Genomic DNA, 26,701 nt, shown 5'->3' with positions numbered 1-26,701 from the left:
TGAAAGCGGGCTAGTCCCCGTCTGAGGCGAGCCAGGGCGAAAGACCAAAGGCTGCCGGCCAGCGGCCGGCACTACCGTGCCCGTTTACCTGACGGGCCTGAGACTCTCCAGCAACACAGTTGCTACAGGGATGTATTTACGGCGTCCCCCGCAACCGGACCCACCCCGCCAACCCACGGATAGCCAGCTTCTGCTGTTGCTGTTGCTGTTGCTGTTGCTGTTGCTGTCGAGGCTGCCGGCCAGCGGCCGGCACTACCGCGGGTGCAGGGCTGCAAGCCCTGCCGAACAACCCTCAACCTTCGCAGTTGGCGAACACGTCGCGGTCGCGCTCGTACAGCGAGGTCTTCACCTGCATCAGGCCCAGCACCGACGGGAACAGGTTGTCATGGTCGGTGTAGGCCGCCGAACGCTTGCGCACGCACTGCAGGTCAAGCCCGCGGCTGCTGGCGAAGCCCTGCGAGAACCACATCGTCATCGGTACCCGCGTCTGCTCGGCCGGGGCGATGGCGTAGGGCACGCCATGCAGGAACAGGCCCTTCTCGCCCAGCGACTCGCCGTGGTCGGACAGGTAGATCATCGCCGTGTCGTAGTCCTGCATGCCCTGCAGCGTGCCGATGGTCTTGGTCAGGAAGTGATCGGTGTACAGCACGGCATTGTCGTAACTGTTGGTGATTTCTTCGCGCGAGCAGCGGCCGATGTCGCGGGTATCGCAGGTGGGGGTGAAGCGGCGGAACGCGGGCGGGTAGCGCTCGAAGTAGGCCGGGCCGTGGTTGCCCAGCTGATGCAGCACCACGACGCGGTCGCCCGGCTTTGCACGTACCTGGGTGGCCAGGTCCTGCAGCAGGATTTCATCCATGCAGCGGCCGTCAGCGCACAGGCCCGGGGTGGTCGCATCGGACAATGACTGGAAGTCCAGGCCTTCGCACACGCCCTTGCAGCCGGACTGGTTGTCACGCCACAGCGGTGCGATGCCGGCGCGGTTCAATACGTGCAGCAGCGACTGGTGCGCGCGGATCTTCTTCTCGTCGTAGTCATGGCGGCCCCATGGCGAGAACAGGCACGGCAGTGAAACCTCGGTGCTGGTACCACACGAATGCATGTCCGGGAAATTGACCACACTGGCCTGGGCCAGTTCCGGGGTGGTGTTGCGGCCACCGTTGAGGCCCCAGTTCTGCGCGCGCACGGTCTCGCCCATGACGATCACCAGCAGGCGCGGTTTGCTGGCAGGGGCACGCGGGGTGGCCTTGGCATCGGTACCGATCGGCAACTTCGGTGCGCGCTGCACCGGGTTGTCGCCACGCAGTGCACGCGGCATGCCCAGCAGCACATTGGCCGGGGTGGCGAGGTAACGCACTTCGCGCTGGTTGCGCATCAGTGCCGAGACATCCTGGAACGAGATCAATGCGCCGCCCACCGCGGTCACTGCCGCCACGACCAGGAAGCCGACGCGCCAGAGCAGGCTGCGGCCCCAGCTGCGGCGGCGCAGCTGCACGCGCCACAGCACCGCCATCGGCAGCACTGCCAGCAACAACACCGGCCACAGCAGCGACACGGTCATCAGCTCGCGGCTTTCCTTGGGATCGGTCGCCAGCACGTTGCGCAGCATGTCCGCATCCAGGTAGATGTGGTAACGGCTCATGTAATGCGCAGCGAATGCGGTCACCAGCAGCAACAGGCTGATCACCACCTTGGCGTTCCAGCGCCAGACCAGGATACCCAGCAGCACGCCGTGCGCACCGAGCAGCAACAGCAGCAGCGACAGCGCGTAGCGCAGGCTGCCCGGATGGCTGGCCATCGCGCTGTGCCAGAACAGGCCATTGCCTGCCACTGCGAAGAACAGGCTGGTCAGTGCGATCAGTGCTTCGGTGGACAGCTGCGGCCGCCAGCGGCGAAGGTTCGCCAACGCGGGAAGGCGGGCGGGGCGTTGGACCGATGCACTCATGCGTTTGCCTCCTGGCGGTGGGGACGGTCCAGCTGACGGCGGGCCAGGACGCGTTTGACGATCAGATACAGGCCCAGCGAAAGCAGCCAGCAGATCAACGCAGTAGCAACGTCATGCGAAAGGAAATGCGCGCCCCGCAGCTGCTGGCTGACGCCGAATACCAGGCCGGTGCCAAGGCCGATCCACAACCCGGCCCAGCGCCATGAAGGGCGCCACAGCAAGGCGAAAAAGTACAGGGACAACCATGCATAGCCCGCGCTGGCGTGGCCGGCCGGGAAGCAGGCCTGTGCGGCCATGCCTGCGGGGCGTGCCGTGAAAAGCCCGATGAACGGCTGGTGGCCACCGTAGCGCAGCAGGTCCCAGGGGCATTCCATCGGCACCAGCGACTTCAGCAGGGAGATCACACCTGTGCCCAGGGCCATGGCAATCACGACATAAAGCAGCGCCCACCGCAGGGTGCGATCGCGACCCTTTCGCCAGTGGTGGAAGCACAGCAGGATCGCGACGAGCGCAGCAGCCGTGCTCAGCCACTTGCCGGCCTTGTGCACCACCGTGCGGGTGACCCAGGCGTCCTGTAGCGCCCAATGGCCACCCTCAAGGCGGAACAGGTGATCGGCCACCCATTGGTCGCCGCCGAAACCCATCAGCAGCGTAAACACGGGCAGACCGATTGCGACAGGCAGCCAGAGGTGAGTTACGGCGAATTTTGACGCCAGTGGCGATGTCGCAAGCGGCGCTACCGAATCAAGGGGACGGACGGGCATGCTGGGAAAGGGCGGGTCGGGAATCCGCGGCCATGCTCGTCACCTGGATGTCGGAGAAGGGTCGGACGCTCGTTCGTGCCGGGTTAATGCTTGTCCGGCACGTGTCAGCGTTCAGTCTTCTTCGGCGGTCGCGCCGGCCCGTTCGGCGTGGCATTCCGCGTCCCACGCGGTACCGGGAAGCAGTTGCCAGCGATTCCTGTTGGCAATACCGATATCGATCACCTTGCTCGGGTCCACGCACGGGCTCATCGCATCGTCCAGCACCAGCAGCCAGCGCTTGCCCGGTGCCTCGGCCAGCCACGGGCCGGCGTCGTGCCACTGCTCGGCCCAGGGCCGCTTGAAGCCGAACTCGCGCACCGGCCGGTCGGCCTGCAACAGGTTCTGCTCGCGCCAGGCCACCAGCGCCAGTTCGGCGTCGGGTCCGATCCGCGCGCCCACCCGGCGCATGAGTGCCGACGCCGAAGCGAAGGGGTCCAGTGCAGGCATCAGCACCAGGCCGTAGAGCATCCACAGCATGCCGTGGGTCAGCAGTACCAGCGTCGCGGCACGGCGTATCCGCAGCCACACGATCAGCGTGGCCAGGGCAATGGCGAAGGTCAGCAGGCCATCGCCCAGCACCGGCAGCAACGTCTCGGGCATGGCGCGGCGTTGCAGTTGCGCCAACGCCCATGGGTGCTCGGTCATCAGCATCACGCCGAGTACGCCGGTGGCCAGCATCAGCACCACGCTGTAGCCGAACAGGTAGCGGCGCACGCACACGCGGCGCAGCAGGCCGGGCAGCAGCGGCGCCACGGCCAGTGCCATCGCCGGCAGCATCGGCAGCAGGTACACCTCGCGCTTGCCCGGGCTGGCACTGAAGAACACCAGTACCAGTACGGCCCAGCCCAGCAGCAGCCACTGGCGGCGATCGCCACGACGGATGCGGCGCCACCACGGCTTGAACAGCATCGGCAGCAGCAGGCTGCCCGGCAGCCACAGGGTCAGGATCACCTGCAGGTAGTACCAGGCCGGCTGCCGGTGGTGCCAGGCATTGGCGTAGCGGGTGCCGGTCTGCTTGAACAACAGCTCGTGCGCGTAGGCCTGCAGTTCGGCGCTGGGCGTATGCAGCAGGGCCCAGCCCAGCGGCGCCAGCCACACGCCCACGCCCAGCAGGAACGCCGGGATCAACCACAGCAGCGTTGCCGGGTGCGGACCCTCCACACGGTGCCCGCGACGGCGCTGGTACAGCCACCAGCCGAACCAGGGCAGCACCAGCAGCAGCGGCAGGAAACCCACGCCCTTGGTCACCGTGCCGACACCGGCGGCGAAACCGGCCAGCCACAACGCGGGCAGGTTGCGACGTTCGCACAGGTGCCGCATCAAGCCCCACAGGGCGACGGTGGTCATCCCCACCAGCACCATGTCGATCTGCGCACGCTTGGCCATCAGCCCGAACTGCAGCGTGCAGAACAGCGCCGCGAGGGCATAGATGGAATGCCGCGGCGACCACAGCCGCCGTGCCAGATCCGACACCAGCCACAGACTCAACAGGGCGCCCAGCAATGACGGCAGCAGGAACGACCATTGCCAGCTGCCGACCACCTCGTAGGCGGCCGCCTGCAGCCACATGAACACCGGTGGTTTCTCGGCATACAGCTCGCTGCCACGATGCGGCAGCAGCCATTGCCCGCTCTCGACCATGGTCCGTGCGGCCAGCACGAAGCGCGGCTCGTCCGGTGGCTGCGGCTGCCGAAGGCCGATGCCCGCTGCCAATGCAGCAATGATCAGCAGCCACAACAGGGGCAGGCGCCAACGGCGGGGCAGGGCTACGGGCACGGCAGGCTCCGGGAGCAAAACGGCCATTCTGAGGTGGCGGGGGTGGGAAAAGCGTCAGAAGGGGGCGGGACGACCGCATTCCGACATGGGCGGCGCTACCATGGTACGAACTTCCGTGGATGTTTCGTGCATGCGTCTGTTGGTGATCGAGGACAACCGCCAGCTGGTGGCCAACCTGTTCGACTATTTCGAGTCGCGCGGGCATGTGCTGGACGTGGCCCCGGATGGCATCACCGGCCTGCACCTGGCCGGCAGCCACCCCTACGATGCGGTGATCCTGGACTGGATGCTGCCGCGCATGGAGGGACCGGAAGTGCTGCGCCGGCTGCGTGCCGAGCACGCGTCGGAGGTGCCGGTGATCATGCTGACCGCGCGCGATGAACTGCCGGACAAGATCGCCGGTTTCCGCGCCGGTGCCGACGACTACCTGACCAAGCCGTTCGCCCTGCCCGAGCTGGAGGTGCGGCTGGAAGCGCTGCTGCTGCGTGCGCAGGGCCGCAACCCGCGCAAGCGCCTGCAGGTGGGCGATCTGGTGCTGGATCTGGCGACGCTGGAGGCCCAGCGTGAGGGCCAGGTGCTGCACCTGTACCCGGCCTGCCGCAAACTGCTGGAAGTGCTGATGCGGGCCAGCCCGGGTGCGGTGACGCGGCAGCAGCTGGAGTTCGCCCTGTGGGGTGACGAGCCGCCGGATGGCGACCTGCTGCGTTCGCATGTCTACGAGTTGCGTCGCAGCGTTGACGGTCCGTTTGCCGAGAAGCTGATCCACACCCTGCCGCGCGTGGGTTACCGGTTGGCGGTAGTGGAGGGTGCCGACGCCGGCAGGAATGCTGATGAGGGCGCGTAAGCCGGGGCCGTTGTACCGGCGCGTGGTGTGGTGGTTGCTGGGCTATCTGGCGCTGCTGTCGATCGCGGTGTTCAGCGTCGGCAACTACGTGCACGAGCACGCCGAGCATGCTGCCTGGCGCGCGCTGCTCAACTCCGAGCTCGACAGCATCGTCGAGCATGTCGAGCACGAACCGCACTATCGCTGGCAGGATTCGGACACGCTGAGCCTGTACCGCTTCGACGCGGTCAACCTTCCCGATAGCCTGCGTACCCTGCATCCAGGGCTGCACGACGGCGTAATGGTCAAGGGCCGCGAGACGGCGGTGATGGTGCGTGAAACCCAGTCGATGGGACGGGTCGCGCTGGTACTGGACATCTCCGACTTCCATGACCTGGAACAGTTCGCCACGCGCTGGGTGATGCTGGCCGGGGTGATCATGATCTTCGTTACCGTGCTGATGGCTTCGTTCGGCATGGAGCGGATGGTGCGTCCGCTGAGCCTGCTGGCACAACACATCGCCGCGCTCAGGCCGGGCGTGCAGGGGCAGCGCATCGAGGTCGACCCGCGCGGCAGCTCAGAGCTGCACACCATTGCCAATGCGCTGAACGATTACCTGGACCGCAACGAGCAGTTCGTCGAACGCGAGCGGGTCTTCATCAGCACCGCCAGCCACGAATTGCGCACGCCGATCGCGGTGATGACCGGTGCCGCCGAACTGGCGCTGGAGCAACCGGGCCTGCCCGAGCGCGCGCGCCAGCAGATGCAGCGGGTACTGCGCACCGCGCAGAGCGTGGAGCAGCTGATCGAACTGCTGCTGGTGCTGGCGCGTGATCCGGCGCGACTGGCGGCGCGTGCCGAGCGCATCGCGCTGGACCAGCTGCTGCCGGAGATCGTCGACGACCATCGCCACCTGCTGGGCGACAAGGACCTGAGCATCGGCATCCAGGCCGCACCGGTGGACATCGTCGCGCCGCTGGCGGTGGTGCAGGCAGCGATCGGCAACCTGCTGCGCAACGCCATCGAGAACAGTGGCCGTGGCCACATCGAATTGCGCCTGAGTTCGTCGGCGGTGCTGACCCTGCAGGACCCGGGACATGGCATGAGCCCGGAAGAGATCGCGGCGATCCATGCGCGGATGGCCCGTGGCGAACGCGCCGATCGTGGCGGCGGCATCGGACTGGATCTGATCGCGCGGCTGTGCGAGCACCTGGGCTGGACCCTGCAGTTGCAGCCCTGCGAGCCGCGTGGCACGCGTGTCACGCTCGATTTCGGTGCCTCGCGACCGCGCTGATCCGGCCGTTCGTGTAGATGCCAACCTTGGTTGGCATGCCGTTCGTCGACCAAGGTCGACGCCTACCCAGGCGGTGGCTGTCCGTGTTCTGGTAGGTGCCAGCCCTGGTTGGCATGCCCTGGCGGTGGCTGGCCGTGCTCTGGTAGATGCCAACCTTGGTTGGCATGCCGTTCGTCGACCAAGGTCGACGCCCACCCAGGCAATGGCTGTCCGCCTCAATGCCCGTTCGGTCGCGCCACGTGCTGGTCGATCAGGATCACGTTGCCGTCGGGATCGGCCAACTGCAGGTAGCCGGTCCCCTGGCCATCAGGATCGGTGCGGACCGCCAGTTCGATGTCCCTGGCATCCAGCTCTGCCTGCAGCTCACGCACATCCTGGAAGTGGGGCAGTTCCTGCTTGTGCTGGTCCCAGCCGGGGTTGAAGGTCAGCAGGTTGCCCTCGAACATGCCCTGGAACAGCCCGATCACCGTGCCGTTGCTGCGCATCACCAGCCAGTTCTGTGCCGGATCGCCGCCGGTGACCGAGAAGCCCAGGGCTTCGTAGAAGGCACGGGAGGCCGCGAGATCCTTCACCGAGAGGCTGACCGAAAAGGCACCAAGTTGCATGGGTGGGCTCCCTGACGGGATGGGGGGTGTCGGCACTGCAGCATGACCGGGCGTGAAGACAATGTTAATCTCGATCTGCGCCGCCTTATGCGGCGCTTTTTTTTCTCCGCTCTTTCGATCGACAGAGGATCCCATGCCGACCGAACCCGCTACTGCCCTGATCAGCAACGACATCGTTGGACTGGGCCTGATTGCCGCCACCCTGGCCCTGATCTTCTGGGCCGCCAGTGGCCCGACCCCGCTGCTGAAGAAGATCTTCGCCTGGGTGCCGGCACTGCTGCTGTGCTACTTCATCCCCGCCATCTACAACACCGCCGGTGTCATCGATGGCCACAACACCTCGCTGTACAACCCCGTCGCGCGCGACGTGCTGCTGCCGGCAGCGCTGGTCCTGCTGACGCTGTCGATCGATCTGAAGGGCATCGCCAAGCTCGGCCCGAAACTGCTGATCGTGTTCTGCGCCGGTACCGCCGGCATCATGCTCGGCGCCATCGTCTCGTTCCAGCTGATGAAGCTGATCCATCCGGAAACCGTGGCCGGTGATACCTGGGCCGGCATGGCGGCGCTGGCCGGCAGCTGGATCGGTGGCGGCGCCAACATGGTCGCCATGCGCGAGGTGTTCGGCACCGATGCCACCACCTTCGGCCAGTTCGCGGTGGTTGACGTGGCCTGTGCCAGCCTGTGGATGGCGATCCTGCTGTTCCTGGCCAACCGCGCACAGCAGATCGACACCCGCAATGGTGCCGACACCCGTGCCATCGACGAGATGAAGGCGCGCATCAGTGCCTACGAGGCGCAGAACGCGCGCATTCCCAGCATGACCGACCTGATGGTGATCGTTGGCGTGGCACTGGGCGGCGTCGGCCTGGCCCATGCCATCGCCGCGCCGCTGGCGGGCTGGTTCAAGGCCAATGTCAGCTGGGCCAGCCAGTTCAGCCTCGACAGCCAGTTCGTCTGGGTGATCCTGCTGTCCACGGCGATGGGCCTGGGCCTGAGCTTCACCCGTGCGCGCCGGCTGGAAGCGGCTGGCGCTTCGCGGCTGGGCACGGTGTTCCTGTACTTCCTGATCGCCTGCATCGGCATGCAGATGAACCTGCTGTCGCTGCTGGATCGGCCGTGGCTGTTCCTGCTCGGCGCGATCTGGATGGCCACGCACGTGCTGGTGCTGTGGGTGGTGGCCAAGCTGCTGCGCGCGCCGCTGTTCTTCTTCGCCATTGGTTCGCAGGGCAACATCGGCGCAGCCGCTTCGGCCCCTGTGGTGGCGGCGGCGTTCCATCCGACGCTGGCGCCGGTGGGCGTGCTGCTGGGTACGGTGGGTTATGCCACCGGCACGGGCCTGGCCTACGTCACCGGCCTGATCCTGAAGTGGATGGCCACCGGCTGAGTTCGGACCGCCCTGGCGTCATGCTTCCGTAGATCCACGCCATGCGTGGATGCATTTCATGGGTCTCCATGAACAAGGAAGGGGTCAGATCCGTTTCCCGGAGGAAACGGATCCGACCCCGGACTCAACTCGATATCTGCCAGGCTTCATCCACGCATGGCGTGGATCCACTCAACGTCACTCGAGCGCTGTTGAACCGGACCCTCAACAGCAGCGGCCACCGTTGCGTCCGCCATAACGCGCTTCCTGGCGCTCGCGGAAGAACGTCTTGTAGTCCATCGGCTCCTGGTCCGGATGTTTTTCCAGCATGTGCCGGACGTAGTTGTCGTAATCAGGAATGCCACAGCACAGTCGTGCGGTCTGCACCAAGCGCCGCCAGATGCGGCGGTGCGCCTGGTACTGGCCGGCGGGAACCAGTTGGGTACTCATCACAGATCCACCATTTCATGCGGCTTCAGCGCCACGTACGGGGTCTCGCGGTCAGTGCGCTGCGGATTGCGGCGGGCCGCCAGGATGGTCTTGATCGAATACACCAGCACCGCGCCCACCACCAGCAGGAACAGCGCGGTCAGGCCGGTGTTGACGTAGGCGTTGACCACGATCTGCTTCATCTGCGCCACCGACTTGGCCGGTGCAGTGATGGTGTCGCTGGCGAGCGCGGCCTGGAACTTGTGTGCCTGTGCCAGGAAGCCCTGTGCCGGATTGCTGTCGAAGATCTTGATGAAGCCGGCGTAGGTGGTGCAGATCAGCAGCCACACCGCCGGTACCGCAGTCACCCATGCATAGCGGTCACGCTTCATCTTGAACAGCACCACCGTGCCCAGCATCAATGCGATGCCGGCCAGCATCTGGTTCGAGATGCCGAACAGCGGCCACAGCGTCTGGATGCCGCCGAACGGATCGACCACGCCGGTGTAGAGCAGGTAGCCCCACAGCGCCACGCAGCCGGCGGTACCGATGATGTTGGCGGTCCACGATTCGGTCTTCTTCAGGGCCGGCACGAAGTTGCCCAGCAGGTCCTGCAGCATGAAGCGGCCCGCACGGGTACCGGCGTCCACCGCGGTGAGGATGAACAGCGCTTCGAACAGGATCGCGAAGTGGTACCAGAACGCCATCATCGCATCGCTGCCACTGGGAATCGCTTCGTGCAGGATCTGCGCGATGCCTACCGCCAGTGTTGGCGCACCACCAGCGCGGTGCAGGATGGTCGGTTCACCGATCGCCGCCGCAGTCGCGGTCAGCTGCTCAGGCGTGATGGTGAAGCCCCAGGTGTTGGTGATGTAGTGCGCGGCCGAGGCCGCATCGGCACCGATCACCGCCGCCGGGCTGTTCATCGCGAAATAGATGCCCGGATCGATGATCGAGGCCGCCACCAGCGCCATCACCGCCACGAACGATTCCATCAGCATGCCGCCGTAGCCGATGTAACGCATGTGCGCTTCATTGGCCAGCAGCTTCGGCGTGGTGCCGGAGGAAATCAACGCATGGAAGCCGGAGACCGCACCGCAGGCGATGGTGATGAACAGGAACGGGAACATGCCGCCCTTCCACACCGGGCCATCACCGCTGGCGGCGAACTGGGTCAGCGCCGGCATCTTCAGTTCCGGCATCACCACCAGGATGCCGATGGCCAGCGCGATGATGGTGCCGATCTTGAGGAAGGTCGACAGGTAATCACGCGGGGCCAGCAGCAGCCACACCGGCAGCACCGAGGCGACGAAGCCGTAGCCGATCAGCATCCAGGTGATCTGGGTGCCGGTGAAGGTGAACGCCGGGCCCCAGACCGGGTCGGCGGCGACCTTGCCGCCGTACCAGATCGCGGCGAGCAGCAGGATCAGGCCAACCACCGAGATCTCGCCGATCTTGCCGGGGCGGATGTAGCGCATGTACACGCCCATCAGGATCGCGATGGGCATCGTCGCGATCACCGTGAACATGCCCCACGGGCTTTCGGCCAGCGCCTTGACCACCACCATCGCCAGCACTGCCAGGATGATGATCATGATCAGGAACGCACCGAACAGCGCGATGGTGCCGGGCACCTGGCCCATCTCTTCTCTTACCAGGTCACCCAGCGAGCGGCCATTGCGGCGGCTGGACAGGAACAGGACCATGAAGTCCTGCACCGCACCGGCCAATACCACGCCCACCACCAGCCACAGCAGGCCAGGCAGGTAGCCCATCTGCGCGGCCAGGACCGGGCCGACCAGCGGGCCGGCGCCGGCAATGGCGGCGAAGTGGTGGCCGAACAGCACGTGCTTGTTGGTCGGAACGTAGTCCAGGCCATCGTTGTTGATCACCGCCGGGGTGGCCCGGGTCGGATCCAGCTGCATCACCTTGTTGGCGATGAACAGGCTGTAGAAGCGATAGGCGACGAGGTACAGCGACACCGCCGCGACGACGATCCACAGGGCATTGATGTGTTCGCCGCGGCGCAGCGCCACGGTACCCAGACAGAACGCGCCGAGCAGAGCGAGTACCGCCCAGCCCAGTTTGGAAAACCCTTTCATGAGGTGCTCTCTCCCGGAAAGACAGACAAAGAGTCCTGCTTGCCCACGACAGGGTCAATTGGCACAGGACGAATCGGCGGTAGTACTTTGGTCGTACGGCGGCTGCGCTGACGTGCAGCGAACATCAGGGATGGAACAATCGGTTGCGGAGCCATCCATTGGCCTACGGCCGTGTGGCGTCCATCTTCAGTGGCACCCATCCAACAGGAGTCGCCATGAGCTTTCCCGAACCGGTCCGCGTACTGCGCACCATCCGTGGCATGCCCACCTCCGACGGTGCCGGCGTGCGCCTGACCCGCGTCATCGGCGGCCCGACGCTGCCCGACCTGGATCCGTTCCTGCTGCTTGATGAGTTCGGTACCGACCGCGCCGAGGACTACATCGCCGGCTTCCCGGAACACCCGCACCGTGGTTTCGAGACCGTCACCTACATGCTCGACGGGCGCATGCGGCATCGCGACAACCATGGCAACGAAGGCCTGCTCACCCCGGGCAGCGTGCAGTGGATGACCGCTGGCCGTGGCCTGGTGCATTCGGAGATGCCCGAGCAGGAAAGCGGGCAGATGCGCGGGTTCCAGCTGTGGGTGAACCTGCCGGCGAAGGAGAAGATGACCGAGCCGAAGTACCAGGAATTCGCACCCGAGCGCATTCCCGTGGTGCACCCGGAGCCGGGCGTGGAGGTGAAGGTGATTGCCGGCAGCGTGGACGGCACCGATGGCCCGATCGTGCAGCCGGCCACCGATCCGCTCTACCTCGACATCACGCTGGCGCCCGACCGGGCCTGGACCTATGCGCTGCCGGAGGGGCACAACGCGTTCGCCTACGTGTTCGAAGGTGCGATGACCGTGGGTGAGCAGGACGCCGCGCGCGACGTTGCACGCCAGGAACTGGCGGTGCTGGGCGGTGGCGAGCAGTTGCACCTCTCGGCCGGCAGCGAAGGTGCGCGGTTGATCCTGGTGGCCGGCCGTCCGCTGCGCGAGCCGGTGATGCGCCACGGGCCGTTCGTGATGAACACGCGGCAGGAACTGATGCAGGCCTTCGTCGATTTCCAGGAAGGCAAGTTCTGAGGGAGTGCCGGCCGCTGGCCGGCAGCAGCCTCGGACAAAGGCGGATCGGGGTGCCGGCCAGCGGCCAGCACTACCGTCGGATCGGCTCGCATTGCGGGGATGCTGCCAGGCAGTCATCCCCGTCACCTTCAGCGCCCCGCGGCCACGGCCGACGGAGTCAGGCTCATGCCCTGCGCCAGCTGCTGCAGCGAGCCCAGTTCCTGCGCGCTGTCCGGATACAGCGAAATCTGCGCGTAACGCCCTTTGTCGAGCTTGACCACACTGATGCGACGCTCGGCATAGCCCGGCGGCTGCTGGCCACCCAGATCGGGCTGGTACCAGTACAGCGATTCACCGCCGAAGCTGCCCTTTTCCTGGCGCAGCGAGCGGTTCAATGGAAGGTTGGGATCGCGCGCACTGAGCATCAGGCTCAGTACCTCGCGACCATCGCCAGTGCTGGCGCGGCAGACCAGGAAATCGGCCTGTGCCTGCTGTTGCCACTGCAGGCCGCTGCTGGCCGGCAATGAAGGACATTCGGTGGGAGCCTGCGCGGCGGCCTGGGCCACCGCGAACAGCAGGCTCGACAACACTACAGGCGCGAACTTCATGCATCCCCCAAGGTGGTGTGTCGTTGGCTCCGCCGGATGGACCGGCAGCCTTGGCATCCCATCCCCGGATGCCGCCCCGGCCGGCATGTGCACGGACGGTCAACTCAACCTTAACGGAACGTGAGCGATCGCACAAATCGCGGTTACACGCGTAACCATTGCGGCCGATGGTCGGCCGCAATGGTCCGCACGGGCCTCAGCGGTCGTTGCCGATCCACTTGTAGATGATGCCGCCGATCGCGCCGCCCAGCAGCGGGGCGACCCAGAACAGCCACAGCTGGCTGACCGCGCCGCTGCCGGCGAAGAAGGCCACCGCCGTGGAACGGGCCGGGTTCACCGAGGTGTTGGTGACCGGGATGCTGATCAGGTGGATCAGGGTCAGCGACAGGCCGATCGCCAGCGGGGCGAACCCGGCCGGTGCCTTGCCGTGGGTGGCGCCCATGATCACGATCAGGAACACTGCGGTCAGCACCACTTCGCACAGGAAGGCCGCGGCCACGCTGTAGCCGCCGGGGGACAGCGCGCCGTAGCCGTTGCTGGCGAATGCACCGGCCTGGCTGCCATCAATGGCGAAGCCGCTGGCGCCCGATGCGATCTGCAGCAGGATGAAGCCGGCCAGCAGGCCGCCGGCGACCTGGGCGATGATGTACGGGATCAGGTCCTTGGTCGGGAAACGACCACCGGCCCACAGCCCGACGCTGACCGCCGGATTGAAGTGCGCGCCGGAGATATGGCCGAACGCATAGGCGCCGGTCACCACGGTCAGGCCGAAGGCCAGCGCAACGCCGAGGAAACCGATACCCAGCGGATTGCCGTCACCCCCGAACTTGGCGGCCAGCACGGCACTGCCACAGCCACCCAGAACCAGCCAGAACGTGCCGAGGAACTCGGCGGACAAGCGTTTACCCATGCTCATGTGTTGCACTCCTTTGACGGTCGAAAGTGTGATTTATGTCACATTTCAATGATCAGCGGGTGACTGTAGCGTCAACGCCGGGTGCAGGGATACACCTTCGGATGTGTGCAACACGCGATGTTCAGTACTGCGGCAGCGGGATGAATTCCTTGTCGTCGCCCGGAATGGTGCCGAAGCGGCCGGCCTCCCAGTCGTGCTTGGCCTGTTCGATACGTTCCTTCGAGCTGGACACGAAGTTCCACCACAGGTGACGCGGGCCATCCAGCGGCTCGCCACCGAACAACATCGCCTTCACCGGCGTCTTTGCGCGCAGGCGGCCACGCGCACCAGCCTCGGGGATCACCAGGTGCTGGGCAGGGATGTCCACGCCATCCAGCTGCGCGTCGCCTTCGAGGATGTACAGCGCGCGCTCGCGGTGGCCGTTGTCGATATCGATTTCCGCATCCGGGTCGAGGTCGATCGCCACGTTGAGCGTATCGGCGAACACCTTCACCGGCGATTCTTCGCCGTAGGCGCGGCCGGCAATGACGCGCAGCCAGGCGCCATTGCGGCGCTGCTCGGGCAGGGTGGCGGCGGCATGGTGGTAGAACGCCGGCTCGATTTCCTCATGCGATTTCGGCAGCGCCACCCAGGTCTGCATGCCGTGGATCGGGTTGTCGTGATCGCGGTCAGGTTGCGGCGTGCGCTCGGAATGGGCGATGCCGCGGCCGGCGGTCATCCAGTTGACGTCACCGGGACGGATCACCTGGTCCGAACCCAGCGTGTCGCGGTGGCCGATCGCGCCCGACCACAGATAGGTGACGGTGGCCAGGCCGATATGCGGATGCGGGCGCACGTCGATGGCGGTGCCGGGGTGCATGAGTGCGGGTCCCATCTGGTCGACGAACACGAACGAGCCGATGCTGCGCGCCTGCAGGGTGGGGACCGCGCGACGGACTTCGAGTCCGCCGATGTCGTGCACGCGCGGGGCGATGATGGTGGTCATGCGGGCGTTCTCGCTGGCAGGGATCAGGTGATCAGCATCGCATGCGGCGGTGACGGGGACATGCCCCGTATGGGTAACAGGTTGTTCCGTAGAGTCGAGCTTGCTCGACTGGGGTTCCAGCCAACGGCGCAGCCCCTCGTGGCTGAACGATCGGTAGAGTCGACTGTTAGTCGACTTGCGCTTGGCCGGGGGGGGGGGGGGGGGGGGGGGGGGGCGGGGGGCGGGGCGGGGGCGGGGGGGGGGGGCGGGGGACGCCGTGAATCCGTCCTTGGAGGCTTGGCCGCGGCATCCATGCCGCGGACACCCCCGCGAACCCACCCCGCCCGGCCTCTGACAGTTTCCGTGTGCGTCCAGCCACGGAGAAGAAAAAAGAAAATCAAAATCAAACGCCGGTCGCTTCGCTCGCATCCACGCATGGCGTGGACCAAGCGTGTCGACCAAGGTCGACACCTACCAGCTCCCGAAGGTCACTGACCGTCACCGGGAAACTGTCAGGGGTGGGGCGGTGTGGGCAGGCAGGACCGTTGGCGCCATGGGCCCGAGGCATGTCTCGGGCGGGTTGGGCAGGACGCCCAACCCCGGTCTTGCCGTGTGCGCAGGACAGCGCACACGAGCAAGGCGCCATCGAGCCCCCATGGACGGGTTTACGGCGTGTCCTGCCTGCCCACACCGCCCCGCCCAGCAAACAGAAAAGCCAGAGCCGGCTGTTGCTCCGGCTCTGGCTCTGGCTTTTGCTTCGGCGGTTGCCTCTGCGGGTGCCGGGCCGCAGGCCCGGCCGATCAACTCACACCACCGGTTCGCGCAGGGCGGGGTTGTCCCAGCCCGGGCGCGGTGCGAAACGGTCACCATGGCGCTGCTGCAGCGCCTTCAACCGCTCGACGATCGCGTCGGCACCCACCGCGCGGATGTGCTGGATCGGACCACCGCGGAACGGTGCGAAGCCGGTGCCGAAGATCACGCCGGCATCCAGCAGGTCCGCATCCGCCACCACGCCTTCGTGCAGGCAGGCCACCGCCTCGTTCAACAGCGGCAGGATCAGGCGGTCCTCCAGATCGGCCGGGGCCTGGTAATCGCTGGCCACGTCCGGCTTCTTTGGCTTGCCGTTTTCCCAGGTGTAGATGCCTTGGCCATCCTTCTTGCCACGCTTGTCTGGTTCCACCGTCTGCAGCGCGGCCGGAATCTGCAGGCCCAGGAACGGTGCCAGTTCGCGGCCGACACCGGCGGCTACGTCCAGGCCCACGGTATCGATCAGTTCGATCGGGCCCATCGGCATGCCGAACTTCACCGCCGCCCTGTCGATCACCGGGCCCGGGATGCCTTCGGCGTAGGCAGTGGCGGCTTCCAGCATGTACGGGAACAGCACGCGGTTGACCAGGAAGCCCGGGCTGCCGGCCACCGGCACCGGGAACTTGCCCAGTGCCTTGCAGAACGCGGCCAGGCGACGTTCGGTCTCAGGCGCCATGCCGTCGTGATGGATGATTTCCACCAGCGGCATCTGCGCGACCGGGTTGAAGTAGTGCAGGCCAGCGAACTGTGCCGGGCGCTGGATGTGGTCGCGCAGCTCCACCAGCGGAATCGACGAGGTGTTGGTGGTCAGCAGCGCATCCAGCTTCATCTTCGGTTCCAGCGTCTGGTACAGCGCACGCTTGGCTTCCGGGTTCTCGATGATCGCCTCGATCACCAGGTCGGCCTCGGCCACGCCGTTGCCTTCCAGGTCGGCACGCAGGCGCGCGGCCACCGCAGGACGCTTGCTCTCGTCGCGTACCTTCTTGGCGAACAGGGCCTGCGCGCGCTCCATGGCCGGGTCGATGAAGCGCTGCTCGCGGTCCTGCAGGGTGACCTCGAAGCCCTTGTAGGCGGCCCACGCGGCGATGTCGCCGCCCATCACGCCGGCGCCGACCACGTGCACGTGGCGGATGCCGGAATCACCACCGCCGAGGCCCTTCAGGCGCTCGGTCAGGAAGAAGATGCGGATCAGGTTACGCGCGGTCGGCGTGCTGGCCAGCTTCACCACCGCGCGACGTTCGGCATCCAGGCGCGCCTGGATCGGCTTGCCGCCGCTGCGCTGCCAGGTGCTGATCAGCGCGTAGGGCGCCGGATACTGGTCCTTCTTGGCCTTGCGTGCGACCTGCTTGACCATCTGCGGTGCCAGCAGGGTGCGTGCCAGCCAGGTGTTGGTGGCCCACGCTGTTGCTCGCTGCTTGAACGGACGGGTGGTGCCGGACAGCGCCAGCGCGACAGCGGTGTCGAGCACCACTGCCGGTGCCACCACCTTGTCGACCAGGCCGATGCCGCGCGCGGCCGAGGCCGACAGGGTGCGGCCGGTCAGCATCATGTCCATCGCCGCCGGTGCGCCGACCAGCTGAGGCAGGCGCGCGCTGCCACCCCAGCCCGGGAAGATGCCCAGCTGGGTCTCCGGCAGGCCGATGCGGGTGCTGCTGTCATTGGAGGCCACGCGGTAGCGGCAGGCCAGCGCCAGCTCGGTACCGCCGCCCAGGCAGTGGCCGTGGATGGCTGCCACGGTCGGGCAGGGCAGTTCAGCCAGCTTCTGGTAGGTGGCCTGGCCGCGACGGATGGCGTCGTTGACGGTGCCGCGGCGGTCGAACTCCTGGAACTCCTTCAGGTCGGCACCGGCAATGAAGCCGGCCTTCTTCAGCGACTGGATCACCACGCCCTTGGGCGGGTCCAGTGCAATGCGCTCGAGCAGGTCGCCCAGTTCCAGCAGCACGTCCTGCGACATGGCGTTGACGCTGCTGTCCTGACGATCCAGGGAGAGAACCACCACGCCGTCGTCGCGGATCTCGGGGTGCCAGTGGCTGAAGCGGAGACCATCGAAGCCTGAGAGCATGGACGTTCCATCCGGTTGTGTATGGAGAAGCGGCTATGATCCAGAGGTTGTTTCCCCCGCGTCAAATCCCAATAGCAGGGGAGTGGTGACCCCGGATCCATGGCCGTGGACCGGGACGCTAACGGAACGGTGGTTAAAAGCTGGTGCGGCGCCAGGTGATCGGCGACTGAACTTTTCCCGGGATTGGCAGTCTCATTGCCCGACGTCGGTTGGGCTGACAGGAGTGCGGCCCCTCATGGCCGATGTTGATACACCTCAGGAGCTGGATCTGGAACTGGTCCGGCGCGTGCAGCACGGCGAGAGCGCCGCGTTCGATGTCCTGGTGCGCAAGTACCAGCATCGCGTGGTGGCCCTGGTCGGTCGCTACATCGCCGACTGGAGCGAATGTCAGGACGTCGCCCAGGACACTTTCATCCGTGCGTACCGCGCGATCGGAAGTTTCCGCGGCGATGCCCAGTTCTCAACCTGGTTGCATCGAATCGCCGTGAATACCGCCAAAAACTACCTGGCTTCACACAATCGCCGGCCGCCGACCGATGACATCGACATCGGTGACGCCGAACAGTTCGACAGCGGGACGCGCCTGCGCGACACCGATACGCCCGAACGCGAGTTGATGCGCCAGGAACTGGAACAGACGGTGATGAAGGCCGTCAATGCGCTGCCGGAAGAACTCCGGTTGGCGATCACCCTGCGCGAGGTGGAAGGCCTGAGTTATGAAGATATCGCGCAGAAAATGGGGTGCCCGATCGGCACCGTGCGTTCACGGATCTTCCGGGCGCGCGAGGCGATCGACACCGAACTCCGGCCGCTGTTGGACATCGGCAGCGCCACCCGTGAGAAGAGCCGCGTATGACCAGTAATCCGTTCAACGAATCGCAGAACCACCAATCGCCCGCCGGGCAGCGCCTGGACCAGCGCCATCGCGAACAGCTGTCGGCCCTGGTCGATGGCGAGCTGGGCGCCGACGAAGCGCGCTTCCTGCTGCGCCGGATGGAGCACGACCCCGAGCTGGCCGGCTGCCAGGAACGCTGGCAGCTGCTGGGTGACGTGATGCGCGGGCAGGCCTCGGCGCTGGCGCCGGCCGGCTTCAGCGCGGCCGTGGCCGCCGCCATCGCTGCCGAACCGGCGCCGCAGGCCGAGCCGCGCCGCGAGGTGCGCCGCAGCGGTTGGCGGGCCTGGGGCGGTGGCGCCGCACTGGCCGCCTCGGTGGCGGCGGTGGCGCTGTTCATGGGCGGCGAGAAGCTGAAGGAAGCCACCCCGGGCGAGCCGTTGGCACCGCAGGTGATCGCCAGCCAGGCCGAACTTGCGCCCGCGCCGACGACGCCGGCTCCGGTAACCGAAGCCTCGGTGGATACCGCCGCAATGGCCGTGGCCGGTGTACCGGCAGTGGCCATGGCCGCGGCCAGCCGACGCCAGGACACCCGTCGCGCCAGCGCTACCCGCAGCCAGCAGGCCGCGCGTGCCGCCCAGCGCGAGGACATGCCGCAACGCGCCGTGGCCGCCGCACAGGCGCCGCTGACCCCGACCGTGCCGGCCAATGCCAGCCGCAACATGCCGTTCGGTGAGGTTGGTGGCCTGCAGGCGCGACCGTGGCCGCGCTCCAGCCTGGCGCCCGCTGCCGGTGGCGCGCTCAATGCGAGCTTCCCGGCCCACGCCGGGGGCGCCGCGTTCTACCCGTTCGAGCCGCGCCTGCAGGACGACCTGCCGGTGCCGCCGCGCCCGCGCGACTGAGCCGGGCGCTTTCACGCCCCGCCGTCGGCGGGGCCCGTATTCCTCTTTCCATCCGATCCGGAGGTTGCCGTCCGATGACTCCCCGACTCCGCACGCAGGCCATGGGCCTGCTGGCCCTGACCCTGCCGTTGGTGGCCTGCGCGCAGGCCCCGGCTCCGGCCGCCCAGACCCAGGCCGCGCCGGCCGCCGCGCCGCGGGCCCCGGCCCAGCCGCTGGTCACGGGCCTGCCTGACTTCACCAATCTGGTCGAACAGGTCGGGCCTGGCGTGGTCAACGTCGACACCACCATCGTCCGCAACAACCGCCAGGCCTCGCGGGGCCCGATGGGCGGCGACGATGACATGCCGGAGTTCTTCCGCCGCTTCTTCGGCCCGGATTTCCCGATGCCGGGGCAGGGCCCGGGCCCGGGCCCGGGCGGTCCGGACGGTGGCCCCAGCATCAAGGGCCGCGGCATGGGCTCGGGCTTCATCATCTCGCCCGATGGCTATGTGCTGACCAACTACCACGTGGTGGCCGATGCCAGCGAGGTGAAGGTCAAGCTGGGTGACCGCCGTGAGTTCACCGCGAAAGTGGTGGGCAGCGACCAGCAGTACGACGTGGCACTGCTGAAAATCGACGGCAAGAACCTGCCGACCGTGCGCGTTGGCGACTCCAACTCCCTCAAGCCGGGTCAGTGGGTGGTCGCGATCGGTTCGCCGTTCGGCCTCGACCACTCGGTCACTGCCGGCGTGGTCAGCGCCCTCGGCCGCAGCACAGGTGGTCCGGACCAGCGCTACGTGCCCTTCATCCAGACCGACGTGGCGATCAACCAGGGCAACTCCGGTGGCCCGCTGCTGAACACCCGTGGCGAAGTGGTCGGCATCAACTCGCAGATCTTCTCCGCCTCGGGCGGCTACATGGGCATCAGCTTCGCGATCCCCATCGACCTGGCGATGAGCGCGGTCGAGCAGATCAAGAAGACCGGCAAGGTCACCCGTGGCCAGCTCGGCGCGGTGGTGCAGGAAATCGACGGGCTGAAGGCGCAGGCGATGGGCCTGCCGGACAGCCGCGGCGCCCTGGTCAACCAGATCGTGCCGGACTCGGCTGCAGCCCGGGCCGGGGTGAAGATCGGCGATGTGATCCGTTCGGTGAACGGCGCGCCGGTCAACAGCTGGTCCGACCTGCCGCCGCTGATCGGCGCGATGGCACCGGGCAGCCGGGTCACCCTGGGCGTGATCCGTGATGGCAAGCCGCGCGACCTCAGTGCCACCCTGACCGCACTGACCGAAGACGGGCAGGCCGGTTCGCGTGGCCCGGCCACCGGCGACAGCGATGCGGCTCCGCAGGCCGGCGCCAATGCCCTGCTGGGGCTGGACGTCAGTGACCTGACCGCACCGCAGCGCAAGCAGCTGGGCCTGGAATCGGGCGAAGGCGTGCGCATCACCGGGGTCAAGGGCCAGGGCGCGCGTGATGCGGGCCTGTCTCCGGGCATGGTGATCCTGCAGGTGGCCAGCACCCAGGTTGGCAGCGTGGACGCGCTGAACCGTGCGCTTTCCAGCTACAAGAAGGGTGACGTGGTGATGCTGCTGGTGCGCACCGGCAGCGGCAACAGCGCGTTCGTCGCGGTCAAGGCCGGCCAGTAAGGCCTGCCGGGGCCGCTTCGGCGGCCCCTGCTTTTCCCCGAAGCCCCGCCCTGGCGGGGCTTCGGCCATTCCGGGCCCGGTCCGATGAGGCCGTTTTCGCGGGCGGGCGCCGGGCATGCGATAATCGACCGTTACCCTGACGACGCCGCGCGCCGCCGCCACCTATGTCTTCTGATTCGATGCGGAACATCCGCAACTTCTCCATCATCGCCCATGTCGACCACGGCAAGTCCACGCTGGCCGACCGCATCATCCAGCTCTGTGGTGGCCTGCAGGCCCGCGAGATGGAGGCGCAGGTGCTCGACTCCAACCCGATCGAGCGCGAGCGTGGCATCACGATCAAGGCGCAGTCGGTGTCGCTGCCATACCTGGCCAAGGACGGGCAGACCTACCACCTGAACTTCATCGACACCCCCGGCCACGTCGACTTCTCCTATGAAGTCAGCCGCTCGCTGGCCGCCTGCGAAGGCGCGCTGCTGGTGGTCGATGCGGCCCAGGGCGTGGAAGCGCAGTCGGTGGCCAACTGCTACACCGCCGTGGAGCAGGGCCTGGAAGTGGTGCCGGTGATCAACAAGATCGACCTGCCCACCGCCGACATCGAGCGTGCCAAGGCCGAGATCGAGGCCGTGATCGGCATCGACGCCTCCGATGCCGTGCCGGTCAGTGCCAAGACCGGCCTGAACGTGCAGGACGTGCTGGAAGCGATCGTGCATCGCATCCCGCCGCCGAAGCCGCGCGACACCGACAAGCTGCAGGCGCTGATCATCGACTCCTGGTTCGACAACTACCTGGGTGTGGTCTCGCTGGTGCGCGTGATGCAGGGCGAGATCAAGGCAGGTGACAAGCTGCAGGTGATGTCCACCGGCCGCAACCACCAGGTCGACAACGTCGGCGTGTTCACCCCGAAGCGCAAGGTGCTGCCGGCGCTGCGTGCAGGTGAAGTGGGTTGGGTCACCGCCAGCATCAAGGACGTGCACGGTGCGCCGGTTGGCGACACCCTGACCCTGGCCGGCGACCCGGCACCGAAGCCGCTGCCGGGCTTCCAGGAAATGCAGCCGCGCGTGTTCGCCGGCCTGTTCCCGGTCGATGCCGAGGACTACCCGGACCTGCGCGAAGCGCTGGACAAGCTGCGCCTGAACGATGCCGCGCTGCGTTTCGAGCCGGAAAGCTCCGAGGCGATGGGCTTCGGCTTCCGCTGCGGCTTCCTCGGCATGCTGCACATGGAAATCGTGCAGGAGCGCCTGGAGCGCGAATACAACCTGGACCTGATCAGCACCGCGCCGACGGTGGTGTATGAAGTCCTGAAGACCGATGGCTCGATCATCAACATGGACAACCCGGCCAAGCTGCCGCCGGTGAACCAGGTCGAGGAGATCCGCGAGCCGATCATCCGTGCCAACGTGCTCACCCCCGAGGAGTACATCGGCAACATCATCAAGCTGTGCGAAGAGAAGCGCGGCAGCCAGATCGGCATCAACTACCTGGGCAGCCAGGTGCAGATCAGCTACGAGCTGCCGATGGCCGAGGTGGTGCTGGACTTCTTCGACAAGCTGAAGTCGGTCAGCCGTGGCTATGCCTCGCTGGACTACCACTTCGTGCGCTTCGACGCAGGCCCGTTCGTGCGCGTGGACGTACTGATCAACGGTGACAAGGTCGATGCACTGTCGCTGATCGTGCACCGCAGCCATGCCGACCGTCGCGGCCGCGAGCTGTGCGAAAAGATGAAGGACCTGATCCCGCGCCAGATGTTCGACGTGGCCATCCAGGCCGCCGTCGGCTCGCAGATCATCGCCCGTACCACGGTCAAGGCCATGCGCAAGAACGTGCTGGCCAAGTGCTATGGTGGCGACGTTTCGCGCAAGAAGAAGCTTCTGGAAAAGCAGAAGGAAGGCAAGAAGCGCATGAAGCAGGTCGGCCGCGTGGAGATCCCGCAGGAAGCGTTCCTGGCCGTGCTGCAGATGGACAACAAGTAAGCCCGCACCGGCCCTGCGGGGCCGGTCGTCTGGTGACGTTGCAAAGGACCCTGAATGAAACTGTTTGAGATCCTCCTGGTCGTGCTGACCCTGGCCTCGGGCCTGATCCTGCTCGCGGACAAGCTGTACCTCGCCAAGCGTCGCGCCCAGCGCGCGGGCCTGCTCGATTCCGAGCCGGTGCTGGTGGACTACTCGCGTGCGTTCTTCCCGGTGCTGGCGATCGTGCTGATCGTGCGCAGCTTCATTGCCGAGCCGTACAAGATCCCGTCCAGCTCGATGATGCCGAACCTGCTGATCGGCGATTTCATCCTGGTCAACAAGTTCTCCTACGGCCTGCGCCTGCCGATCAGCAACACCAAGTTCGTGCCGGTGGGCGAGCCCTCGCGTGGTGACGTGGTGGTGTTCCACTTCCCCGGCCATGGCGAGAACGATCCGGCCAAGGGCGAGAACTTCATCAAGCGCGTGATCGGCGTGCCGGGCGACACCGTGGTCTTCGAAGGCGACGGCGTGATCCTCAACGGCGAGCCGCTGAAGTACGACAACAAGGGCATCTACGCCGGCCACAAGGGCCAGGGCGAGGGCGCCAACCTGCTGGTCGAGCACCTGCCGGGCCGCACCCACACGGTGCTGGAGACCGACTATCCGCGTGGCCAGGGCCAGTGGACCGTGCCGGCCGGCAAGTACCTGGTGATGGGCGACAACCGCGACAACAGCGACGACGGCCGTTTCTGGGGCCTGCTGCCGGAAGAGAACCTGCGTGGCAAGGCGTTCCTGATCTGGCTGAACTGCCAGGGTTGGTTCTGCAAGGATGGCTTCGAGCCGTCGCGGATCGGCTCGAGCATCAACTGAGCGGGCACCAACTGAGTATTTTCACATCCAACGCGTATCTGGGGAGAACGCAATGAAGACGATGAACACGCAGCGTGGCATGACCCTGACCTCGTTCCTGACGGTCCTGATCGTGGTTGGCTTCTTCCTCTACATCGGCATGAAGCTGTTCCCGATGTACCAGGAGTACTACGCGGTGCGCTCGGCGATGAAGAGCCTGGCCAACGAGCCGGGCGTGGGCAGCATGGAGCCGGCGCGCATCCAGGACCTGTTCTTCAAGCGTCTGTACATCAACTATTCGGACAACGTGAAGCCGGCCAACGTGAAGTTCGACCGTCGCGACAATGGCTGGACCCTCAAGGTCAACTACGAAGTGCGTCGTCAGCTGATCGGCAACCTCGATGTGGTTGGCAAATTCGATTCTTCCCAGGACCTGACACGAAGCGGTGCCCAGTAAATTCATCCAACGTGGCGACCTGATCGGTCATGCCTTCAGCGACCCGGCCCTGCTCAAGCAGGCGCTGACGCATCGCAGTGCCGGTGCGCCGCATAACGAGCGCCTGGAGTTCCTCGGCGACAGCATCGTCAACATGATGGCGGCCGAGGCGCTGTACCGACGCTGGCCCAAGGCTGACGAAGGCGCGATGACCCGTGCCCGTGCCGAGCTGGTGCGTGAAGGCGCGCTGGCGGTGATCGGGCGCACCCTGGAACTGGGCGAGCGGCTGACCCTGGGCCCCGGCGAAATGAAGTCCGGCGGTCATCGTCGCGACTCGATTCTGGCCGACGCCGTGGAAGCCGTGGTGGCCGCGATCTACCTGGATGCTGGCTTCGAGGCCTGCCGGGCGGTGGTACTGCCCTGGTTCAGCGCTTCGATCGAGGCACTGCCGGCTTCCGGTCGGCCCGAGAAGGATCCCAAGACCCGCCTGCAGGAATGGCTGCAGGCCCGACAGAAGGCGTTGCCGCAGTATGAACTGGTGTCAGAATCCGGTGACGACCACGCCAAGCACTTCCGGGTACGCTGCAACGTAGCCGACCCGGCCGCCAGCACCGAGGGCGAAGGCGCCTCGCGGCGGCTTGCCGAACAACAGGCGGCTGCAGCCGTCCTAGAACAACTGGATTCCAAGTGAGCGAACAAACTTCCCATCATTGCGGCAGCGTGGCCGTCATCGGCCGCCCGAACGTGGGCAAATCGACCCTGACCAATGCCTTGGTCGGCGCCAAGGTCAGCATCGTTTCCAACCGCCCGCAGACCACGCGCCATCGCCTGCTGGGCATCGCCACCTATCCGGAAGGCCAGCTGGTGCTGGTCGACACCCCCGGCCTGCACAAGGTGCAGAAGCGGGCGATGAACCGGGTGATGAACCGCGCCGCGCGCGGCTCGCTGGAAGGCGTCGATGCCGGCCTGCTGGTGATCGAAGCCGGTCGCTGGGACGAGGAAGACAGCCTGGCCTTCAATGTTCTGCGCGACGCCGGTATCCCGGTGGTGCTGGTGGTCAACAAGATCGACCGGCTGAAGGACAAGGGCGCGCTGCTGCCGTTCCTGCAGGAAGTCACGGCCGGCCGCGATTTCTCGTCGGTGCATCCGATCTCGGCGCAGAAGCGCAACGGCCTGGAAGCACTGGTACGCGACGTACTGGCGCTGCTGCCGGAAGCGCCGCCGATGTTCGGCGAAGACGAGATCACCGACCGCAGCCAGCGCTTCCTGGCCGGCGAACTGGTACGTGAACAGCTGATGCGCCAGTTGGGCGAAGAGCTGCCGTATGCCACGACCGTGGAAATCGAGCGCTTCACCGAAGATGGCAACCTGCTGCGCATCGGTGCGGTGATCTGGGTCGAGCGCGAGGGCCAGAAGGCGATCGTGATCGGCAAGGGTGGTACCCGCCTGAAGGAGATCGGGGCCAAGTCCCGCCTGCAGATGGAGCGTCTGTTCGGGGCCAAGGTGTTCCTGGAAACCTGGGTACGCGTGCGTGAAGGCTGGTCCGACGACGAGGCCGCACTGAAGGCCTTCGGTTACGAGTAAGCCGTTGCAGTCGCTTCGATGATGATCGAGGACGACACCGGCTTCGTGCTGCATGCACGGGCCTATCGCGAGACCAGCCTGCTGGTCGAAGTGCTGAGCGCGCAGCATGGCCGGATCGGCCTGCTCGCGCGTGGCGTATCCACCGCCAAGGGACAGGTGCTGCGCGCGGCCCTGCAGCCGCTGCAGTGGATCCGCTTCAGTGCCCAGCAGCGGGGCGAATTGGCCCAGCTGCGGGGTGCCGAGGCACTGGATGCTGCCCCGCGCCTGGTCGGCCAGGCGATGCTGGCCGGCTTCTATCTGAGTGAATTGACCCTGCGCCTGGCCCCGCGCCAGGACCCGCTGCCGGAGTTGTACCTGGCCTACGGCGAGGCACGCGCGCGGCTGGCCGTGAGCGCCGGCCTGGCCTGGACCCTGCGCCGGTTTGAGCGCGAGCTGCTGTCTGCGCTGGGCCTGGGTTTCGATCTGGACAGCGCCAGCGACGGCCAGCCGATCGACCCGGCCGCGCGCTACGAACTGGACCCACAGGAAGGCGCGCAGCGCCTGCTCAGCGAGCGCGGTGGGGAACGCCGGGCGGCCGCGACCGGCTCGGCGCTGCTGGCGCTGGCCGCCGATGAAGAGCCCGATGCCGCCGACCTGGCCAGCCTGCGCCTGCCGATGCGGCGGGTGCTGGCCCATCACCTGGGGCCACGAGGACTGAAGTCCTGGGAAATGCTCGAGCAGCTCGCTCCCAGGCGTTGAGGGGGGGGCGGCAGGGCTTGCAGCCCTGCACCTGCCGAATCAACGTCAACGTCAACGTCAACGTCAACGGCAGAAGCTGGCTATCCGTGGGTAGGCGGGGTGGGTCCGGTTGCGGGGGCCGCTGCAAGTCCCCCTCCGGGGCCCGGCCCAGCCGCTGGCGGCTGTGCGTTCGGGCGCTTGCGAAGCAATGCTTCGCAAGCAAAGCGCCCTCACCCATGTAAGCTCGGTCGCCGCTTGCTCGTGTGC

Annotated in this window: 23 protein-coding genes; 13 read left to right on the top strand and 10 right to left on the bottom strand. The window is 66.6% G+C overall.

The features are described 5' to 3' along the window. Window positions 1–292: 292 nt before the first annotated feature. The 3 genes from V3B48_RS20240 to V3B48_RS20230 all read right to left on the bottom strand — a co-directional run bounded on the left by V3B48_RS20240 (window position 293) and on the right by V3B48_RS20230 (window position 4,521). Window positions 293–1,942 carry a phosphoethanolamine--lipid A transferase gene (locus V3B48_RS20240; RefSeq protein ID WP_329894304.1) on the bottom strand — a complete coding sequence of 550 codons (1,650 nt, stop codon included), beginning with the start codon at window positions 1,940–1,942 and terminating at the stop codon, window positions 293–295. Then, on the bottom strand, window positions 1,939–2,706 hold the full coding sequence (locus V3B48_RS20235) for a phosphatase PAP2 family protein (RefSeq protein WP_071229549.1): 768 nt from the start codon (window positions 2,704–2,706) through the stop codon (window positions 1,939–1,941). The genes V3B48_RS20240 and V3B48_RS20235 overlap by 4 nt, the downstream gene beginning before the upstream one ends. Window positions 2,707–2,817: 111 nt before the next feature. After that, window positions 2,818–4,521, bottom strand: coding sequence for a glycosyltransferase family 39 protein (locus V3B48_RS20230; protein ID WP_329894303.1), 1,704 nt, complete (start codon window positions 4,519–4,521; stop codon window positions 2,818–2,820). Between the two features lie 130 nt (window positions 4,522–4,651). On the opposite strand from V3B48_RS20230, the gene V3B48_RS20225 reads away from it, so the two are divergent. Continuing rightward, window positions 4,652–5,365, top strand: coding sequence for a response regulator transcription factor (locus V3B48_RS20225; RefSeq protein ID WP_032129861.1), 714 nt, complete (start codon window positions 4,652–4,654; stop codon window positions 5,363–5,365). After that, entirely contained in the window at window positions 5,352–6,638 is a 1,287-nt protein-coding gene (locus V3B48_RS20220; protein WP_049461542.1) for a HAMP domain-containing sensor histidine kinase, read from the top strand. Before V3B48_RS20225 ends, V3B48_RS20220 begins: the two co-directional genes overlap by 14 nt. Before the next feature lie 215 nt (window positions 6,639–6,853). Here the strand turns inward: V3B48_RS20220 and V3B48_RS20215 are convergent, their stop codons facing one another. Next, complete coding sequence (locus tag V3B48_RS20215) at window positions 6,854–7,243, bottom strand: VOC family protein (RefSeq protein ID WP_329894302.1); 390 nt, start codon at window positions 7,241–7,243, stop codon at window positions 6,854–6,856. Between the two features lie 133 nt (window positions 7,244–7,376). Between V3B48_RS20215 and V3B48_RS20210 the strand changes: the two genes are divergently transcribed. Continuing rightward, on the top strand, window positions 7,377–8,627 hold the full coding sequence (locus tag V3B48_RS20210) for a DUF819 family protein (protein WP_262234708.1): 1,251 nt from the start codon (window positions 7,377–7,379) through the stop codon (window positions 8,625–8,627). A 204-nt stretch (window positions 8,628–8,831) separates the two neighbouring features. Here V3B48_RS20210 and V3B48_RS20205 read toward each other — a convergent pair whose 3' ends face one another. Together V3B48_RS20205 and V3B48_RS20200 are read right to left on the bottom strand one after the other, a co-directional pair. After that, window positions 8,832–9,056 (bottom strand): CstA-like transporter-associated (seleno)protein, encoded by a 225-nt coding sequence (locus tag V3B48_RS20205; protein WP_005410613.1) that lies wholly within the window; start codon window positions 9,054–9,056, stop codon window positions 8,832–8,834. Further along, complete coding sequence (locus V3B48_RS20200; RefSeq protein ID WP_049401342.1) at window positions 9,056–11,137, bottom strand: carbon starvation CstA family protein; 2,082 nt, start codon at window positions 11,135–11,137, stop codon at window positions 9,056–9,058. Before V3B48_RS20200 ends, V3B48_RS20205 begins: the two co-directional genes overlap by 1 nt. A 215-nt stretch (window positions 11,138–11,352) precedes the next feature. Between V3B48_RS20200 and V3B48_RS20195 the strand changes: the two genes are divergently transcribed. Next, a complete protein-coding gene (locus V3B48_RS20195; RefSeq protein WP_032129856.1) occupies window positions 11,353–12,204 on the top strand; it encodes a pirin family protein in 852 nt (283 codons plus the stop codon). Window positions 12,205–12,332: 128 nt separating this feature from the next. Here V3B48_RS20195 and V3B48_RS20190 read toward each other — a convergent pair whose 3' ends face one another. The 4 genes from V3B48_RS20190 to V3B48_RS20175 form a co-directional block, all read right to left on the bottom strand. Next, entirely contained in the window at window positions 12,333–12,791 is a 459-nt protein-coding gene (locus V3B48_RS20190; RefSeq protein WP_032129855.1) for a hypothetical protein, read from the bottom strand. 196 nt (window positions 12,792–12,987) lie between these two features. After that, a complete protein-coding gene (gene aqpZ / locus V3B48_RS20185; protein ID WP_032129854.1) occupies window positions 12,988–13,707 on the bottom strand; it encodes an aquaporin Z in 720 nt (239 codons plus the stop codon). Window positions 13,708–13,828: 121 nt separating this feature from the next. Further along, window positions 13,829–14,692, bottom strand: a complete 864-nt coding sequence (locus tag V3B48_RS20180; protein ID WP_032129853.1) for a pirin family protein — start codon at window positions 14,690–14,692, stop codon at window positions 13,829–13,831. 784 nt (window positions 14,693–15,476) lie between these two features. After that, entirely contained in the window at window positions 15,477–17,540 is a 2,064-nt protein-coding gene (locus V3B48_RS20175; RefSeq protein ID WP_043034534.1) for a 3-hydroxyacyl-CoA dehydrogenase NAD-binding domain-containing protein, read from the bottom strand. Window positions 17,541–17,775: 235 nt separating this feature from the next. On the opposite strand from V3B48_RS20175, the gene rpoE reads away from it, so the two are divergent. The 9 genes from rpoE to recO all read left to right on the top strand — a co-directional run bounded on the left by rpoE (window position 17,776) and on the right by recO (window position 26,455). Continuing rightward, window positions 17,776–18,396, top strand: a complete 621-nt coding sequence (rpoE, locus tag V3B48_RS20170; RefSeq protein WP_010482816.1) for an RNA polymerase sigma factor RpoE — start codon at window positions 17,776–17,778, stop codon at window positions 18,394–18,396. Then, entirely contained in the window at window positions 18,393–19,274 is an 882-nt protein-coding gene (locus V3B48_RS20165) for a sigma-E factor negative regulatory protein (RefSeq protein WP_032129851.1), read from the top strand. Before rpoE ends, V3B48_RS20165 begins: the two co-directional genes overlap by 4 nt. Before the next feature lie 74 nt (window positions 19,275–19,348). After that, complete coding sequence (locus V3B48_RS20160; RefSeq protein WP_329894301.1) at window positions 19,349–20,896, top strand: DegQ family serine endoprotease; 1,548 nt, start codon at window positions 19,349–19,351, stop codon at window positions 20,894–20,896. 179 nt (window positions 20,897–21,075) lie between these two features. Further along, window positions 21,076–22,869 carry a translation elongation factor 4 gene (gene lepA, locus V3B48_RS20155; RefSeq protein WP_032129849.1) on the top strand — a complete coding sequence of 598 codons (1,794 nt, stop codon included), beginning with the start codon at window positions 21,076–21,078 and terminating at the stop codon, window positions 22,867–22,869. A 54-nt stretch (window positions 22,870–22,923) separates the two neighbouring features. Continuing rightward, a complete protein-coding gene (lepB, locus tag V3B48_RS20150; RefSeq protein WP_032129848.1) occupies window positions 22,924–23,718 on the top strand; it encodes a signal peptidase I in 795 nt (264 codons plus the stop codon). A gap of 52 nt (window positions 23,719–23,770) precedes the next feature. Beyond that, a complete protein-coding gene (locus V3B48_RS20145) occupies window positions 23,771–24,154 on the top strand; it encodes a DUF4845 domain-containing protein (protein WP_010482821.1) in 384 nt (127 codons plus the stop codon). Further along, complete coding sequence (rnc, locus tag V3B48_RS20140; protein ID WP_032129847.1) at window positions 24,144–24,824, top strand: ribonuclease III; 681 nt, start codon at window positions 24,144–24,146, stop codon at window positions 24,822–24,824. Before V3B48_RS20145 ends, rnc begins: the two co-directional genes overlap by 11 nt. After that, window positions 24,821–25,717 (top strand): GTPase Era, encoded by an 897-nt coding sequence (gene era, locus V3B48_RS20135; RefSeq protein WP_010482823.1) that lies wholly within the window; start codon window positions 24,821–24,823, stop codon window positions 25,715–25,717. Before rnc ends, era begins: the two co-directional genes overlap by 4 nt. Window positions 25,718–25,735: 18 nt before the next feature. Beyond that, entirely contained in the window at window positions 25,736–26,455 is a 720-nt protein-coding gene (gene recO, locus V3B48_RS20130; protein WP_329894300.1) for a DNA repair protein RecO, read from the top strand. Window positions 26,456–26,701: the final 246 nt, after the last annotated feature.

This window comes from Stenotrophomonas sp. SMYL20 (assembly GCF_036320045.1).
Classification (GTDB): Bacteria; Pseudomonadota; Gammaproteobacteria; order Xanthomonadales; family Xanthomonadaceae; genus Stenotrophomonas; species Stenotrophomonas maltophilia_A.
The sequence above is the reverse complement of the archived record's forward strand: the minus strand, read 5'-3'. Positions and strand labels throughout refer to the sequence as shown.